Origin of the sequence: Bacillus sp. 220_BSPC (genome assembly GCF_001054655.1) — a bacterium.
Lineage (GTDB): Bacteria > Bacillota > Bacilli > Bacillales > DSM-1321 > Peribacillus > Peribacillus frigoritolerans.
Genome location: NZ_JVPL01000279.1, coordinates 28,804 through 44,425, shown reverse-complemented (window position 1 = coordinate 44,425; position 15,622 = coordinate 28,804). Strand labels below are relative to the sequence as shown.

At 38.0% G+C, this 15,622-nt stretch carries 16 protein-coding genes; 6 read left to right on the top strand and 10 right to left on the bottom strand.

What is annotated here, in order from left to right; genetic code table 11:
* Positions 1–826: 826 nt before the first annotated feature.
* On the bottom strand, positions 827–1,807 hold the full coding sequence (locus ADA55_RS22160) for an SDR family oxidoreductase (RefSeq protein ID WP_048687630.1): 981 nt from the start codon (positions 1,805–1,807) through the stop codon (positions 827–829).
* A gap of 747 nt (positions 1,808–2,554) precedes the next feature.
* On the opposite strand from ADA55_RS22160, the gene ADA55_RS22155 reads away from it, so the two are divergent.
* Positions 2,555–3,169 (top strand): hypothetical protein, encoded by a 615-nt coding sequence (locus ADA55_RS22155; RefSeq protein ID WP_048687629.1) that lies wholly within the window; start codon positions 2,555–2,557, stop codon positions 3,167–3,169.
* A 349-nt stretch (positions 3,170–3,518) separates the two neighbouring features.
* Here ADA55_RS22155 and ADA55_RS29645 read toward each other — a convergent pair whose 3' ends face one another.
* The 7 genes from ADA55_RS29645 to mobQ all read right to left on the bottom strand — a co-directional run bounded on the left by ADA55_RS29645 (position 3,519) and on the right by mobQ (position 8,793).
* Positions 3,519–3,680: a hypothetical protein gene (locus tag ADA55_RS29645; RefSeq protein ID WP_016236194.1), complete on the bottom strand. Its 162-nt coding sequence runs from the start codon at positions 3,678–3,680 to the stop codon at positions 3,519–3,521.
* Positions 3,681–3,909: 229 nt separating this feature from the next.
* Positions 3,910–4,440: a hypothetical protein gene (locus ADA55_RS22150; RefSeq protein WP_048687628.1), complete on the bottom strand. Its 531-nt coding sequence runs from the start codon at positions 4,438–4,440 to the stop codon at positions 3,910–3,912.
* Between the two features lie 17 nt (positions 4,441–4,457).
* Positions 4,458–4,886 carry a C40 family peptidase gene (locus ADA55_RS28870; protein WP_161798635.1) on the bottom strand — a complete coding sequence of 143 codons (429 nt, stop codon included), beginning with the start codon at positions 4,884–4,886 and terminating at the stop codon, positions 4,458–4,460.
* 81 nt (positions 4,887–4,967) lie between these two features.
* On the bottom strand, positions 4,968–5,483 hold the full coding sequence (locus tag ADA55_RS28865; protein ID WP_048687627.1) for a lysozyme family protein: 516 nt from the start codon (positions 5,481–5,483) through the stop codon (positions 4,968–4,970).
* 95 nt (positions 5,484–5,578) lie between these two features.
* Positions 5,579–5,752: a hypothetical protein gene (locus tag ADA55_RS29640; RefSeq protein WP_153246162.1), complete on the bottom strand. Its 174-nt coding sequence runs from the start codon at positions 5,750–5,752 to the stop codon at positions 5,579–5,581.
* Positions 5,753–5,795: 43 nt separating this feature from the next.
* Complete coding sequence (locus tag ADA55_RS22135; RefSeq protein ID WP_048687626.1) at positions 5,796–6,146, bottom strand: hypothetical protein; 351 nt, start codon at positions 6,144–6,146, stop codon at positions 5,796–5,798.
* Positions 6,147–6,780: 634 nt separating this feature from the next.
* Positions 6,781–8,793 (bottom strand): MobQ family relaxase, encoded by a 2,013-nt coding sequence (mobQ, locus tag ADA55_RS22125; protein ID WP_048687624.1) that lies wholly within the window; start codon positions 8,791–8,793, stop codon positions 6,781–6,783.
* Between the two features lie 216 nt (positions 8,794–9,009).
* Here mobQ and ADA55_RS22120 point away from each other — a divergent pair, with 216 nt between their 5' ends.
* The 5 genes from ADA55_RS22120 (at position 9,010) to ADA55_RS22100 (ending at position 11,970) form a co-directional block, all read left to right on the top strand.
* On the top strand, positions 9,010–9,276 hold the full coding sequence (locus ADA55_RS22120) for a hypothetical protein (protein WP_048687623.1): 267 nt from the start codon (positions 9,010–9,012) through the stop codon (positions 9,274–9,276).
* A 5-nt stretch (positions 9,277–9,281) separates the two neighbouring features.
* The gene (locus ADA55_RS22115) at positions 9,282–9,554 is read left to right on the top strand and encodes a DUF3847 domain-containing protein (RefSeq protein ID WP_048687622.1); all 273 of its coding nucleotides are present in this window, start codon (positions 9,282–9,284) and stop codon (positions 9,552–9,554) included.
* Positions 9,555–10,415: 861 nt separating this feature from the next.
* Positions 10,416–10,715 (top strand): hypothetical protein, encoded by a 300-nt coding sequence (locus ADA55_RS22110; RefSeq protein WP_048687621.1) that lies wholly within the window; start codon positions 10,416–10,418, stop codon positions 10,713–10,715.
* 267 nt (positions 10,716–10,982) lie between these two features.
* Positions 10,983–11,393 (top strand): hypothetical protein, encoded by a 411-nt coding sequence (locus ADA55_RS22105; protein WP_048687620.1) that lies wholly within the window; start codon positions 10,983–10,985, stop codon positions 11,391–11,393.
* Positions 11,380–11,970 carry a hypothetical protein gene (locus tag ADA55_RS22100; RefSeq protein ID WP_048687619.1) on the top strand — a complete coding sequence of 197 codons (591 nt, stop codon included), beginning with the start codon at positions 11,380–11,382 and terminating at the stop codon, positions 11,968–11,970. The genes ADA55_RS22105 and ADA55_RS22100 overlap by 14 nt, the downstream gene beginning before the upstream one ends.
* A 765-nt stretch (positions 11,971–12,735) precedes the next feature.
* On the opposite strand, the gene ADA55_RS22095 is transcribed toward ADA55_RS22100, so the two are convergent.
* Positions 12,736–14,391 (bottom strand): helix-turn-helix domain-containing protein, encoded by a 1,656-nt coding sequence (locus tag ADA55_RS22095; RefSeq protein ID WP_048687618.1) that lies wholly within the window; start codon positions 14,389–14,391, stop codon positions 12,736–12,738.
* Positions 14,391–14,876, bottom strand: a complete 486-nt coding sequence (locus tag ADA55_RS22090) for a hypothetical protein (RefSeq protein WP_048687617.1) — start codon at positions 14,874–14,876, stop codon at positions 14,391–14,393. The genes ADA55_RS22095 and ADA55_RS22090 overlap by 1 nt, the downstream gene beginning before the upstream one ends.
* Positions 14,877–15,622 lie beyond the last annotated feature (746 nt).

Genomic DNA, 15,622 nt, shown 5'->3' with positions numbered 1-15,622 from the left:
AAAATAAAAAGAGCCAAAAGGCTCTCTTAAATCATCGAATGGAGTTTAAACTCTAATGCTCCCCTCAATTTTATACCTAATTCAGGATACTCATTTAAACCGGTCCATACATTAACCCAACCCTCATTTTGTTCAAACAGTTTGCTTATTAGTGTATCATCATTTTCTTTCAAACCTTTTTTTAAATTTCATTGATTGCCCTCATTATCTACTATTTCAGTATAATCTTAATATCAGTTTCTTGATCATCCTCTACTTTTATATCTGTTGTAATTTTGCTCATGACCCAAATCCACACAAAATCCTCGAAATCATCAAGGGTAAGAATATCTATTCATCGATATTTACAACTACGTAAGACTAAAACTGTAACGCCTAAATGTTTGTACTTTGTGTGCGTGGGAGGCTTTTTGGCCATTCTTCTCCCAATTCGTTGTTTAATTGGTTTGCATGTAAGCCTTTCCACAAAATGATGTGCAATGGATTCAGGAGAAGTATCTCCAGTTTGTAACTTTTGTATGCTTTTAGCGGCCTGATATCCCAAATCGAAAATATTAATGTCTATAGAAGAAAAGGCAGGTAATGATAGTTAAGTTGAATGGACTTCCACACTGTGTATAGAAGTCTTTTTGTCTGTTATTATTTAGATTATTGGATAATTCAGCTCGTAATTTGGATAGCAATAGTATGGTGGTCTAAGTGCTATTTTAGACATTGGCCAAGAATCCTCCATATAGACCATCTTTACTTTTTCATTTGAATGGTTTACTAGCAATAGCTTTACTTCTGGATTAAATTCATATCTCACAATGGTAACTCCCTTCCATTAGGAATGTGTGGATTCTCCCCCATCAACATGAAGAACTTGACCAGTAACAAAACGAGAATCATCAGAAGCAAGATAGACAAAGGTTGGTGCGAGTTCAAATGGATGGGCAACTCGTTCCATTGGATTAAATGCTCCATATACAGCAACTTGGTCTGACGAGAAACTTGCTGAAATAAGTGGGGTCCAAATTCGGCCGGGGGCCACGGCATTGACTCGGATCCCTTGTTTCACGACATTTTTAGCCAAGGCACGTGTCCAACCAACTATTGCGCCTTTTGTGGCCGTATAATCAATCATTTGCTGCTCACCTACATACGTCACCACTGAAGAAGTGCCAATGATTGAGCTACCTGGTTTTAAATGAGGAAGCGCTGCTCTTGTTGTGTAAAAATGAGAGTATATATTAACTTTGAAGGTGTCATCGAATTGCTCATCTGTAATGTCAAGCAGACTGAGTTGTTGGAATTGGATACCAACGTGGTTACAAAGAATATCGAGACGTCCAAACGTATTTACTGTTTGTTCTACAATGGAGATACACTGTTGTTTGTCTCGCAAGTCACCAGGCATTAGAAAACAACGTTGTCCGAGTTGTTCAATCCTCGTTTTTGTTCTATTTGCATCCTCATGTTCATCTAAGTATGAAATAGCAACATCTGCACCTTCTTTAGCAAACGCAATTGCTACTGCTGCACCAATACCACTGTCACCCCCAGTAATAAGTGCTACTTTTCCTGTTAACTTTCCACTCCCTTTATAGTTCGGGTTTTCGATAATTGGAAGGGGTACCATAAATTTTTCCACTCCGGGATGGCGCAGCTGGCGCTGTTCAGGTAAACTTATCGGAATTTCTTCGTAACGTGTGATTTTTCCATAGTTAGGGTACATGGGATAAGGTTGAGTTTTCATGTTCGCTTTAAACATTTGTTGCATTTGCTTTATTTGGTCTAATTGACGACTTTGATCCTTTTGATCCATGGAAACCTCCTATAGAAATAATTTTCTTCTATAGAATGTTTATGTTGTTCACTACAAATAAAGTAAAGAAAGTGTGAAAAAAGTTGTTTACTTTCAACACAGAAGCGTATTCTTCCTCAAAAGAGACACCTTTTTTCTTTATTGAACTGACCTTTAGGACAAGGAGCTTTACTCACCATTCTACCCCTTTAACGGATCAACTTATTGTTACTTAACAGTTCTTTAATCCCGGCTACCTCAAGAATAGTACCTAAAAAAACAGGTCAACCAGAAAAAACCGGCTAACCACATAATACGATTTGGCCCTATTGCTGAATAACAAAAGCATACATTGAAAGATTTTAAACATAAATCAACAGCTTGATTTAGAGATAGCCGCCCCTGTTATCTATGAAAAAGAAACAGATTCTAGCCATAAGCTAGAAAATCACACAGGTATTTTAAGTGGCCTAAGAAGTCGAATAAGCACTTTTACACTACGACCTTACTTTTAATAAAAAACACCTTATAAGGTTAGCTAGGCAGTCCATGGCCGGGGGAATTCATTTTCCTTTTTTAAAGGAATCGAAATCATATTAAAGAAACTAATTTTAGATCTAGAACATTTGAAAGACATTAGCTAAAACTGAACAGGGATTTATGGTGTGAGGGTATTAAGTAATTCTGTTCGAAATATCGGAGGGAATTCACACCAGAATGTAGAATAGGTGAATTAAGAGTGATATCAGTGTGAAGGGAATGTGAATCATGAAAATTAAGGAAATATTGGACGACCTATTGATAACAGGAAATACCATAGCCAAGATCGCAAAAGAGAAAGTTCGTATTGGTGAGAAGAAGTTAAAAGAAGCTTTACACAATGCTGGATACGAGTATCGAAACTCTGGGCAAAAGGGCTGGTACTATATAGGTGAAGGGGAAGAACCTCTTTATACATCAGTGTTTGAGTTCATCAAATCAAATAATAGTCACCCTAAGGTGAAACAGATTACACCTATACGTGCATTCAACGTGAATCAAAGTTCACACGACACGAAAAAGGGTTCACATCCTATTCCCCTCAACGTGAATAGCGCACGAACTCAAGATAAAAGTTCGATTCACACGGAATTCACACCAGAAGAAAGAGCGATTCTTAGAGATTTAATAAGAGGATATGTTCTTAACGACCAGCAAGATAGTCATGACGATGACTTGTATCAAAGGGTAGTGACTTTAGAAAAAGGCAAAAAGGTACGGAAGACGATGGTCATAAATGAGGAGGTTGGTGCTTTGCTGGATAGCTTCGCAGACCAACAGAAATTCAATAAATCCGATCTTATTGAAATTGCTATCCTCGATTTGGTTAAAAAGTACAAATAAAAGCCCTTCTCCAATACATGCTGCTACTTTCTTAGAATACTTGGGGCATCGATGGTTTTCTTTTTCTTTATTCTACCTGATTTCAATAGAATTAGAAAAAGACAGCCGGGGATGGCTGCCTTTTCGGGTGAGGGAGGGAAGTAATGATAGGTAAAGAAATTACTCGTGAGGTTCTAAAGAAGAACGGAAAAGGACCATATAACCAGAGAATAATAAAAGAAGAACTATTGAAAATCAAGTTTCTTTTTTATGTTTTTCGTATATTTATGTTATAATGTGGAATATATAAAAAAGACGAGATGCGCTAACATCTCGCCTTAGTAACCAATCCAAAGTGGGTCGGTTGCTCCTAAATTTTGCGCTTATTAGAAGGCCGCCCGTGCTTTTTGGACAGAGAACGGGTGGTTTTCTTTTGGACTTTTTTAGCAGGAAGCAAGCTAAATAAATAAACAACTGTCGAATTGGCAACGGTTTTAGCCACTTCCACTAGTACGTCTTTTAGAATATCCATTGCGGTCACCCCCCTTCACTCTTAGATATAAGAGATAGGGTTAGGGCAACCTCCCACCCGGCCAGTTACATACGGTAATTATACCATATTTATGTAGAAACGAGGCGGATGTTTGCTAAAACTTACATAATAATGGTTCATATACACACACATACTAATTCAATTACCAAGTCTCTAATAATATGAAATGTAGGTGTAAATGTAATAGGAAAACTCAAACAAACTTTTTTTAATGTCCAGTTAATTGACCAATGAACTCAACATCATCAACCTTCCATCCTTGCTCTTTCACAAAAATGAGCGAAGTTTTAACGATAACCGTGTCGGTTGCAGCCACATTGTTAAATTCCGTAGTGAGTTTAAATTCATTAAAAAATTCAGCTTCCGTTTTAGAGGTCTGATATTCAAATGGCTTCAGGCCCACCATGGACGACTTCACCGATCCTTCCGAATCTGGAAGTTCTGTTCCGGAAGGATGGGTCGCTTTGAATCCTTGATCGGTCATGAATAGTTCAACTTTTTTATACCGTTCGGCAGTAGTTTGATAGGTGAAAAAACTCTCCAGAAACTGGCGGTTCACCTTTAAAGCATCCGTGTTTTGGATGGAGGATAGGGACTGAATCTGCTCTTCATAGTTCCCCTGGTTGGCTCTGACTTCCTGTAGCTGTGAACGCAAACTGAAAACGTACATAATAATCAAAGCAGCAATGATGAATACTATCATTAAAAGCAAGAAATTTTTCTTTTGGGTTGGCTCCATGCCCTGCACCTCCATTTCTAGATCCGTCTAAAACCTAGGAAGGGATATAAGTTTTTCCATTCTTCAACGGACGAATAAGAAGTTCCACCACTGCTATTGGCATTGATAAATTGACCATTCCCCACATACATGCCAACGTGCGAAGCCCCTGGTTTATAGGTGGAGAAAAAAACGAAGTCACCCGGCTTTATATGTTCCTCTGAAACCGGCTTTGTTTTGTTGTACTGCGATTGAGCTGTCCCGTACATATCCACGCCGACCTGTGCAAAAGCATATTCCAACAGCCCACTGCAGTCAAACCCTCCTGCTGCTGGTGTCCTGCCTCCCCATACATAGGGTCTGCCGAGGTACTGTTTCATGATGTTATGAACTTCCTCTACATCAAAAGATTGCGAACCGTCCCCCATGACAACCACGCTTCCATTTCCAACCTTGTAATATTGCATGACATGGTCCACATAATTCACATCACCGTAACGGCTCCACCCTTCCCTAGCAGCCATCCTATGACTAAACTGGGTGGCTACTTAGCCTCCACGCTCCAATGCGTATCCGATAAATCCATCTCCAAAGTTGTAACTTTGCAAAGCTAGGTTTACATCACCTTTGGCTTGCTTCATCACTTCTGCAAAATGTTTCACGCCTACCTGAATGGAATACTCCGGGTCGGTAATGGCACCGGGTGGGAGCCCGATTGATTCGGAAGATTGCATCACATCCAATTCACGTCCACCTGATTCCTGTTGGATCATGGCCAGGATAAGTCCGACATATTCCCCAACCCCATTTTGTTCCGCATATTTCCGGATTAACGGCTCGTATCGTATGACTTCAGAAGACACCTGCGCTGTTCCCTCTGCTCCTTCACCGGACTTACCTGATTCAAGCTGGTTCTCACCGCCCAAGCTAATTGAAATGAACAAGGCAAATCCGAAGAGCGATGTAAGGAGGAGAAGGATGCCTGCAATGATCCAAGAGAAAGGGTTTTTGAGAATGGCAATGGTTCCTGCGGCCTTTGCACCTTTCTTTAAAACGCCTTGCATAGGAACTCCTTTCTAAAAAGAGATTCTGACAAAACAATGAGTGTGTATGTTCACAAACATACCTGTCATGATAACTACTCACTTCTCTCGAATTATCATTTTCGATCCTTTTCGGTCTCCTTGGCTTTGGGTTTACTGCCCTCCGAACGTTTGACGGATACGGAAGGTGATACTTTAGCTTTTCTAGCATCAATCTTCTTTTGGATTTCCCATTGCGTTAGGTGTTTGACTGGTTCTCTTGATGCTGCTGCTTCTTGTTTGCTTTCCATTTTTGTGGCCGGATTACGATGCGGGGAAGTTTGCTTTTCAGGCTTATGTAATCCCTCTCCGTTGCCTGGGAGGCTTAGGTTGTTCTGGTTTTCTATTATTCTCTTGACTAGTTGAATTCGGCGGGTTCGCACCCGGCTTACGGGCTCCCGAAACCGTACGCTCAGAACTTTGTGAAAGGTGGCCACTGACTGGTCCTTTGCCTGTTGCCCCTTCATCCTTTTCACTTTTATAATCCTTTAAATCCACAATCGCAGCTCCCGCATTTCGTGAAGCTGATCGGTTGGCCATTCCTGTATTTAAACCCGTTGCTGTATTGATTGACCCTTTTCCGATTGCTTTTTTTCCTTGATTTCCCCCTACACCTGGTTTTTGAGGTGTATTCTCGCCAACCACTTTTCGATGTTCTGACCTTCCACTGTTTGCTATAGTTGGATGGGCGTAGGTCTTTAACCCCTCCCTATTTTCTCGTGTGAGGGAGGCAAATTATATATATTCTAACGAGGTTTATTTTAAAATAATCCAAATGTTTATTGTGGTTTTATCGCCAATATATCGGGTAACTTCAATATTTAGCTTAAATGGATTATATCTTTTTTAAATCAATTTTTTTAGTCATAAAATATGTTAATATGCTCTCTTCCTAAGGTCTAAATGATAATTTCCCCTAATCCCCATTTGTGCATCTTTTTAGCTGCAAGCAAGGGTTCCGAGCTTGTAGAAGATAAAAGGCTTATTCCTTTCTTAACCCGATTGCACAAAGGAAGAACAATCAAATCGCCTCTGGCTATTTTACTAAAATTTCCATTTAACCAAAACAGATATTTCGTACCTAATCGAATCAATGGACCATATGTAATAGCTTCCAAATCGATAGAGGCCCACCAAAAATGATTCAAGGTATTGGATCCAGCTGCAATTCTTTTTTTTTCAATTAATGCATCTGCTTCATTGTTCACCTACGAAAAATAAGCTAACAAGTTGATAAGAACACTAGAATGTGTTCAACATCCATCAAATAACCACAATACTAGCGTTCCATTCCCTTTTGTCTATGTCTCTTGTTTTTATTCTTCTGTTCAAGTTCATCTTCTCTCCATTTTCGATCAGCTTCACGGATTGCACTCTCAAGAATAGAAAAGAAATCAGTTCCATCATAAGACAAAAAATTAGAATTTTGATTAGATTTCGGACCGAAAGTAGTTGAACGCTCAAGTTGGGAGTCCTCTTCTTTACCAATTGACTGGACATCAAATGCACTTTTAAGTTGATTCATTCGTTCTTGGCTAATTTCATCTGAATATTGCATGCATTCATAATAGAACATATGTTTATAAGATTGATTATCCGTTTGGAAATCTGGATACTTCTTATTTAAGAGCTCAATAGATTGATTTCGTTTATATGTATTCATATTACCGTTATTAATTTGATAAAAAGAGAAAATAATTTCCATTTGTTCATCTTTAGAGTATTTCCTTGGTGGGTTTGAAAAATCCTCAGGCCTAATGCTTGTCCCATAGTACTCTTCTGCCATGAGAAAGAATTCCTTTTGTTCAACCGATAAATAATTACGTCCATCCCAATTAGGATACATACCTTGAAGTCGGTGATCATAAAGCTGACCCAACAGGCCTAATGATTTATTCAAATTCTCTTTTTGTTTTAATAAAAACTGCATTTTACGTAACTCTTTTTCAGAAGCATTTTTGATGGTTGATCCATCAGCAAAATTAACCCCATTTTTCAAACGCAAATTCTCGAACTGCTTTTCTCCACGTTGTATTTCTTTTTGTATGGAAAGAACAAACTGTGGTCTATTGTTCAGTAAAACATATAAGTCCTTTTCGATTTGTTTTTTCTCTAAATCAATTATAACTTTTTCAATTTCATGGCTACTTAACCTTTTATTCTGCGTGACCGTCGTTTCAACAACCTCAATTTTTTGTTCTTTAGAATGATCCTCAATATTAAAATTCGGATAATACTTTTCTAAAAACCTATTGGCCTCATTTTCCAAAATATTTTCAGCTTGATCTAACATGTCTGTTTCTCGTTCAATCCGGTTCATTTTTTTAAATGTATCAACGGAATCCTGACTAAACTCTAGTCGCGCATGCCATTTGTCTAACTGGCTCCTTCTAGTGTTAATGTTTTCGTAATTGACAAAAAGTCGTAAGGATTTGGCTGAATCACGTAGCTGTTTTTTCTCTAAAGGAGTGAAGCGGCGAACAAACTTCTCTGTTCTTTCTTTTATCTGTTTTTCTTTCTTCACTTCTGACAGTTCGATAATGATTTTGTTGTACTCTTGACGCTCCGTATTTATCCGAATTCTCTCAGATTCTTTTCCTTCATTTTGCAGCTGCCTTGCAACAACTCCTTCATGAATGGTCGGGAGTGTTTCAAGCCCTTGATCTTTATTCGATAAATGTGTGATTCTTTCAGGAAAACCATTTTTCTCTAAGAATTGATTTGCATAAGTCGCCCACTGCTCTCTCCAGTAAACAAGCTTTTCTTTGGTATTCCAATCAGTTGTATGTATGGCTTTTATTTGTTGTTTTCCATTCATGATTTCTTTAATCTTCACTTGTTTATTTCCCCATGTTCCCTCTTCATTAAAAGGTCGAATGGTTAACATGATATGAAAGTGTGGGTTTTCTTCATCATCTCTATGGATCGCTAAATCTGCAACCATTCCATCCTTCACAAAAACCTCATTACAAAATTCAATCGCTAATTGTTCTTGCTCTTCATGAGATAGTTCCTTTGGTAAGGCAACATTTATTTCACGGGCCAGTTGTGCATTCCATTGTCTTTCTACTTTCTCCACTTCATTCCACAATTGCTGACGATCATATACCCATTTAGGAGCATGACTAGGCGCAAGAATATGAGTAATCGGTTCCACTTGTCTTTTATAGAACTTGGACTCATTGGTTCTTTCATCTACCAATCTCTCACCAGATCGATATGCAGCTGCAGCAATGGTATTTTGTTGCTTTTTTCTTGAAATAATTTGATTTGAGAAATGATAGATGGCCACGGTTCAAGCACCCCACTTTCTTTTCATAACATGAGCGAAGCAAATTTTTCAGACGCTTCACGAAATTGGTTTCTTCGAAGAAGGAGCCAATGCACAATACCACGATAGTGGTATATAAGTGCGCCCTTGATCTTAATCTTCGGGATCATTCTACCACTTTCCATATTATAGGACAAGTGCTACAATTAGGAAAACTATCCGTAAGGGGTGCTAGTGTTGGTAAAACAGAATACGAAAGAACAAATTTTAAGTATTGAAGAGCAAATCAAAAGATTGAAGGAAAAACAGAAAAGGATATTGAACAACACTCAAAGGGAGATTGGGAAATATCTAATGGATTCATGGGAAGTGGAAGATGTGAATGAAGCAAAGGAATTAATTGATTCATTTAATCATCAAGTGAAATCATTAAGTGAAGCCTCTTCTTCAAAAGAGGATGATGAGGAAGAGAAGAATTTTCCACAAAATCCACCTAAAGGGTAATTCATATGCCTAATGAAGAATTACAAAAAATGAAGGACAGAATAAAGGTTCTGGAGCAAAAGAAGAGGGTTTTAGAACATAAAGTTTCAAACGAAGCCAGAAAAGAACGAACGCGCAGACTGATTCAAAAAGGAGCACTTTTGGAAAAGTACTTAGAAGAAGAAAGTATGTCCCTCAAGGACACTGAAAACTTACTAAAAGTATTAGCTAATTTTACAAATAAAAATAAAGAATATGTAATTCGACAGATAAAAAGTTTAGATGAAGAAGTCCATTAAAAATAAAGATAAAGCCATTCTTGAACGCCCCATAAATCAACCACTCATAAACAGTTTCGCTATTTTCTTCATTTCAATTTTCGTAATAGAGGCATCATTTTTTATCCTTTTAGTTTTTTTACTTAGTATAAATTATTTAGTTCTTATCAGTAAGGGTATTATTTTGTCTTTAAATTATCATTAATGAAAAAACCAAAATTAGATCAAGTAAAATAAACACAATCATAGATTGTGTCGCTTCAAAAAAGGCAAACACATATTAGCCATGACTAATATGTGTTTGCCTTTTTACATCGATTTTAGGTGGTAATTCTTGATAAGAATATGCAGCTCTCCTTGAACCTTTTATTCTCTTTGTCTTTTAATATCTTCTGGTTTCAGAACGTTCTATGGTGTCGATAACCCAAAATATGACTAAATGAAGCAGTTTTAGGGTTGTACAGGTAGTGGTTATCAATCGATATTAATGCCGAGGCACACGTACTTTTGTCTTAAAAAGGGGATCCCTTCTTGCTATTCAATATCTAGACTTGTCCTTATCTTACTCTGTTTCGGGTAGGACATGCCCCCTCTTACCTTCTTAATCTAACGGCGTAGTAGTAAAACAAACAACAAATTTTCTTTTTTTTTAACTATCCCTCTTTATTGGAAGTTCCATGGATTCAAATAACAAAATAAACTAAACCACTTCAAACTAGTCTAATCTAGATTAGACTAGTTTGTTTTTTTAAAAATCCAGACCAGACTAATCTAGGTTAATTATTCCTTGATCAACCTCAGAATTTTTGCACTAAACCATATTTGACCAAATGGCATTTTAACCAGCAGACGTCCATATACTATTTAAAAGGAGGAAGGAAAATGGTGTATAGACCTACCGTAAGATACCCGGACGTTTATAAAAATTATATAGATAATGTGTATAAAGCGACCAATCTAGACCGTAATCAAATCATCCGTTTGGCCTTATTTGTTGCCGCACATTCAAATGAGTATAAAACTATCCTTCAAAAACATAAAATTGCTGACGTCCCTCTCCCCTGCCCAGATTGGGGGCGGGATGAAGATGGTTGCTGGACAGATCAAAACTATATTACAAAACAGAATCAAGCCCCATACAAACTCACTGAACAGGGTGGAATCAAGATTATTTTAGGCTAATTATTTCTTTTTAGATTATTTTAGGCTAATTATTTCTTTTTAGATTCATTTGTGCTCTTTACGTAATGTAGTGTGGATGCCTTATTAGCAAGCTTTTCAGCCAGTTCTTTTGAAATATCTTTACTCATTTCGTATCACCTCACTTAAAAAAAGCCTTGCCACAATCCCTAGTAAATATACCTCCCTCCACTCTTGGCATAGCGTAACGATGTAACCAACTGACCAACCAACCCAAAGAAAAAGACGATTCTGAAAGGGGAAAACCAAATGGGAAAGGTTAAACATTTGAATCCGGTTCTCTCTTCTTCTAATAAAAAAACGATTGAACCACAAAAAAGAAAAGTTCGTTCGGATAAGCTTCATGACATAAAAATCCCCGTGGACGAACCCATGGACATGATTTTAAGGCGGGAATCCCGACGATACTGGAATGGCTCCAAAACAGCATTTGGCACGGAAATACTGTTGTTTGGTCTTGAACAGGTGCTCGTATACCCTGACGTCACCTATACAGACCAGCCTTACACGGTTCATTGCAAAGTAGATCATGAAACGTATCAAAAGATAGGTGATTATGCGGCCGGTTGGAAATGCAGCGTTCGAAAAGCAGCTCATCGGATATTTATAGAAGCATACAAAAAAAGGCAACTAGGGGGCGTAACCGATGGGGAAATATAGCCAAGCCAATCTTATAGATGAAGAACTATCTTTAATTGGATCAACAAACTTTATCGGAAAGCTACTCCATAAAGTAAATAAATCTTCAACCATCTTACTGAATATAGACGTCCCCTTGAATCTATTTCTAAGAGCAGAAGTTTTCTGTGAAGATATTCAAGACCTATCAGACCTGCATTTCGAACAAAACGACTTGATGAATCTTTTATATAATGACTTTTTGCTGTTTGCGAAAAAGAATCCAGACTCAAATGCCATATTCCGATTGCTCACCTCATTGGATAAGTATGCTGGTAAAGATTCAAGACTTGAAAAGTATGGGGAATCTGCTTTTAAATTAATCCATAAAGAAAAGAACCAAGAAATAAAAACGTTGAATTTACGCATGAGAAGGAAATACGCCTTACGTGGAGAGATTTTGCTTGCCGATATGGAGGAAGTTCAGCCAGAACATGGTTACACACTAGAAAGGGTATTTGAGCTTCTTTATATAGACTTTATTGATAAATTTCGAAAAGGTGATCATGCGGGTGTCATAGAAAATATCCTGCGCCTGCTTGATGATGAAACCGAATAGAATATACGAAAGGCTACGGAACACATTTGAAGGGGAAAGTCCATTAATCTCAGACTAAATTTCAAAATATGAACCTATGCATACACAATGCAATTTGCATAGGTAATGAACTTGTATAAGTTTCTCCAAGCTCATTACCTATGCTTTTCGGTGTTCAGCACTAGCCCCCTTCGTTAACCAATAACTTCTCTTCTATTTCATATCACCGGACTATTGATCCAACAATATTTGCATCAATAATCACCCCAAATTTATCGGATATTGAATTGGCTTACTGGCTTACACAGGGAGACAAGTACAATCTATTGTTAGTATTTGTAGCAACATTTGACTGACGGTTGGATAGTTACTTTTTCGGCCTGAACTTTTCACAGTTTGTTGCGAATATGTAACATTAGCCCTTTGAGGGAATAGTATATTTCGAGCAAGGCAACTTAGTCACCAATAGCACTTTCACCAGCGATCCTTGCTCTCTGCTTCAATCACAAAAAATTATAATGGCCTCAATCTTTATTGCTTGTTCAATAAACTATAAACCTTCTTTTGTTTGTTTATTGTTTAAAAGCATTTAAATCATCACTCGAGACACTCATTTCAACATAAATATTTAACACCGTTTTATTTCACCTACAAAATAACTGATTATTCTTCCTCCCCTCAATATTTATTTCAGTGAAAATTAGGATGAATTTTTCTTAATTATTGAGATGATGCTCCGTATGATATGTTAGGAAAATCCAAAAAAAATAAGCACCGTTTAGATGCTTATTTTGCATTTAACCACTCTTTCATCTTTTCTAAGCTGACTGTATACGGGCGTTTAATTAGAGTTCTTTCATACCTGGACAAGGTACTATGGGAGATTCCCATTTCCTTAGCTGCCTCTAAAATGCTTAATCCCCGATCCGTTCTTTCCTTATTTATCGTTTCAGGAGAAACCTGCTTTTCTTCAACCATCTCCTTGGTTGCACCAGTCTCCCTATCCGTCATACCCTTCAACATCGTTAGAAAATTCTCTGTGTCATAGTCCTGATCCTCAATCAATAATAAATCCTGGTCATCTCCCATACCCGTGATTTCTGTAGGTGGGATGATTTGGACACGTGCCTTCAACCAGGTGTTTGCGAACCAATTTCTCTCCTGCTCAATTTGCTTCTCAAGGGTTGTTTCCTTATAGCTCCACCCTTTAATGATTCCATCCTGCTGCAGGGTGTCCAATATTTCCTCAAATTGTTCCCTGATCCTTGAACCATATCGCGGATTCACGTCCAAATCCATGACTTTTAAAAGCCCTTTGTCCCCCCCAATATGATAAGCCCTGAGATAGTCTGCACTCTTCTGGCGAATCCTCCACTGCCAGGACAGATACCTGGATAACCGTTTATGGTACTTTTGCTTAATTGGATGGTATTCTAGAGTCTTTAATGCAAGCAGCCCACTGCTCCTTTGGGAACCGTATAAGAAGTTTGCGAGCAATTCCCCTGGACGAATGCTGCATTCATAAATACCAATCGGATTATCCCCCCGATAGGCTACCGTCACGCTATCCACCAAAAACAGGGGATTAAACTGGACTTGTCCAATTTCCTCAAAATCTCCCTGATCCTCATTAATGAACCTCAAATTCTCTTTTTCAATTCTTATCCATATCGTTGTGAGAGCGGCCAACCTTTTCATGATATCGTCACGTTCTTTTTTTCTATAAGACATTTGATAGCCGTCTAAATCTTCTTTCCGACCTTGTAATCTCCTTAGATTCAAAGCATCATCCGTATGGAAATGAATCATTTGGTCCTTATGAGTTGCCTGTTGCATCCAAAGAATCGAGACAATATCAAAAATATCTGCGGTTAAGTCATCCATCGACGTGATGGCTTGAGAGGTGAGATTTTTCCATTGTTCGATCGCTACATTGGATTTCATCATCAGATAATCATTTTCTGCCCTCACTTGAGCTGTCGCTTCTAAAGCCCTCTCCGCAATCCTTGCAGTAGGAATCTCGGTCGCAATGTCGAATTCATTTTTACTGATGGTCTCCCTTAATTTATGAAATAATAAGGCCGAACCGGACTCGGCAAAATTTTGATTCAACAAGGCATTTATCACTTCCCTGTTGTTAGACTTTGGGGAAGGTGCTGAATTCTCTTCTCCTATAATCTGTATGTATGGAAGGACAAAATTTCTAATTTCTTCTATGTAATCATCAACCCATTGTTCCATATCCTCGAATTTCAATCCATAATCTTTCACCAAGCTATCCAAAATCACAAAAAATGCTTTTAATGTTTGGCTAGGCTGGTAATCATCTTGACCTGACATAAGATGGTTGATATCCATATTCCAATCGACAAAGAGTTGAGGATAATCTGGAAAAATCGTTTTCATGACATTCAAAAATTTCGTTTGCAGGGGTTGTAACATTATTCTTTAACCCGCCCTTCTTTTGTTGACTCTATGTCCTCAAATGAGTACTGTTGGATGTAATCTTGAAAAACAACGGTTTCCAAAATACCCAAATCGTGCAGAAAGCTAACGGACTCAAAAGAAAGGAACTGAACGATCGGATTTTTTTCTAGGATGGCATTTTTCAACTGTTGGATGTCCTTTTCCTGATAAAGGATATAATTTCCCATCTGTTCTTTGATGTCGTTAGGGGAATAGATCGTATCTTTGAGAGGTTGATTATGCATACATTCATAGACCATCTCATCTTTTATATAATAAGTCCTGACACCAAAATCTTTCCCAACCTTATAAAATTCGATTTGTTTTCGAAACCATATGGGACCACTGTATAATTGGACCACAGGTTTAGGAAGCACCCCACGCAGCTGATAGGTGGAAACCTTTCTCCGATCCCATCCGAGAATTTCCCCCACCTCTTTAACTCCTACTAAAAAATCCATATGTGTTCCCCTTCTAATCTAGTAATATGGTAATTATGAGTGAGTATTGTTGCTTTTGTCAACACACGATTCAAACGTGCAACTTTTTTTATTTTGACGTTTGCTTTCACAATGTGCACAAAACACTTCTTCTCTGTTCACTTGCAATATGTGCCCTTTAAACTTGCGAAGCGCATCCGTTCACCAAAAGGGTAAAGCCCCCCTTTTGCAAGCAGAACGAAAAACTCGCATAAACAATCGCTCCTGCGCAAGCTGGGCACTTAGTTTTTTAAATTGCGCTATCGTCCGTAAGTATACATTTGGTGCCCATTGATCTATTGGCTGCCTTCTTGGCTTGCGATGCTTCACCTTCGGAATGCAACTGGTAAAAATAAAGCAAAAAAGCAGCCGATTGGAAACTCTCCATAAAATTGCAACTTATCTTTCCTTTGACGTTTCCTCTCACAATGTGCACAAGCCTGTTTATTAAACTTCTATTAAAATATAGGTTCTTTACCAAAAGCTTTGCATAAGACTCTCCATCTGGTCAAATAAAAAGGGAATTGACGTTTCCTTTCACATGTTATTGTGCAAGTTTGGCGATTTTAGTTCGATTATAGATGGCTTTTTTCATTAGATTGTTGATATACCAAGGATTGCATCATCCCTAGATGATTAAAGAATGACGTTTCCTTTCACAATGTGCACAGCATTATATGAGATTGCAACTTTTCCTCCATTGGACGTTTGCTCTCACAATGTGCACA

Bases quoted from the DNA above. Each gene is read 5' to 3' on its own strand.
- ADA55_RS22115 (WP_048687622.1), top strand. From the start codon at position 9,282: ATGCCTAATGAAGAATTACAAAAAATGAAGGACAGAATAAAGGTTCTG.
- ADA55_RS22100 (WP_048687619.1), top strand. From the start codon at position 11,380: ATGGGGAAATATAGCCAAGCCAATCTTATAGATGAAGAACTATCTTTA.
- ADA55_RS22160 (WP_048687630.1), bottom strand. From the start codon at position 1,807: ATGGATCAAAAGGATCAAAGTCGTCAATTAGACCAAATAAAGCAAATG.
- ADA55_RS22105 (WP_048687620.1), top strand. From the start codon at position 10,983: ATGGGAAAGGTTAAACATTTGAATCCGGTTCTCTCTTCTTCTAATAAA.
- ADA55_RS29645 (WP_016236194.1), bottom strand. From the start codon at position 3,680: ATGGATATTCTAAAAGACGTACTAGTGGAAGTGGCTAAAACCGTTGCC.
- ADA55_RS22155 (WP_048687629.1), top strand. From the start codon at position 2,555: ATGAAAATTAAGGAAATATTGGACGACCTATTGATAACAGGAAATACC.
- ADA55_RS29640 (WP_153246162.1), bottom strand. From the start codon at position 5,752: ATGGAAAGCAAACAAGAAGCAGCAGCATCAAGAGAACCAGTCAAACAC.
- ADA55_RS22110 (WP_048687621.1), top strand. From the start codon at position 10,416: ATGGTGTATAGACCTACCGTAAGATACCCGGACGTTTATAAAAATTAT.
- ADA55_RS22090 (WP_048687617.1), bottom strand. From the start codon at position 14,876: ATGGATTTTTTAGTAGGAGTTAAAGAGGTGGGGGAAATTCTCGGATGG.
- ADA55_RS22095 (WP_048687618.1), bottom strand. From the start codon at position 14,391: ATGTTACAACCCCTGCAAACGAAATTTTTGAATGTCATGAAAACGATT.
- ADA55_RS28865 (WP_048687627.1), bottom strand. From the start codon at position 5,483: ATGCAAGGCGTTTTAAAGAAAGGTGCAAAGGCCGCAGGAACCATTGCC.
- ADA55_RS22150 (WP_048687628.1), bottom strand. From the start codon at position 4,440: ATGGAGCCAACCCAAAAGAAAAATTTCTTGCTTTTAATGATAGTATTC.
- ADA55_RS28870 (WP_161798635.1), bottom strand. From the start codon at position 4,886: ATGCAATATTACAAGGTTGGAAATGGAAGCGTGGTTGTCATGGGGGAC.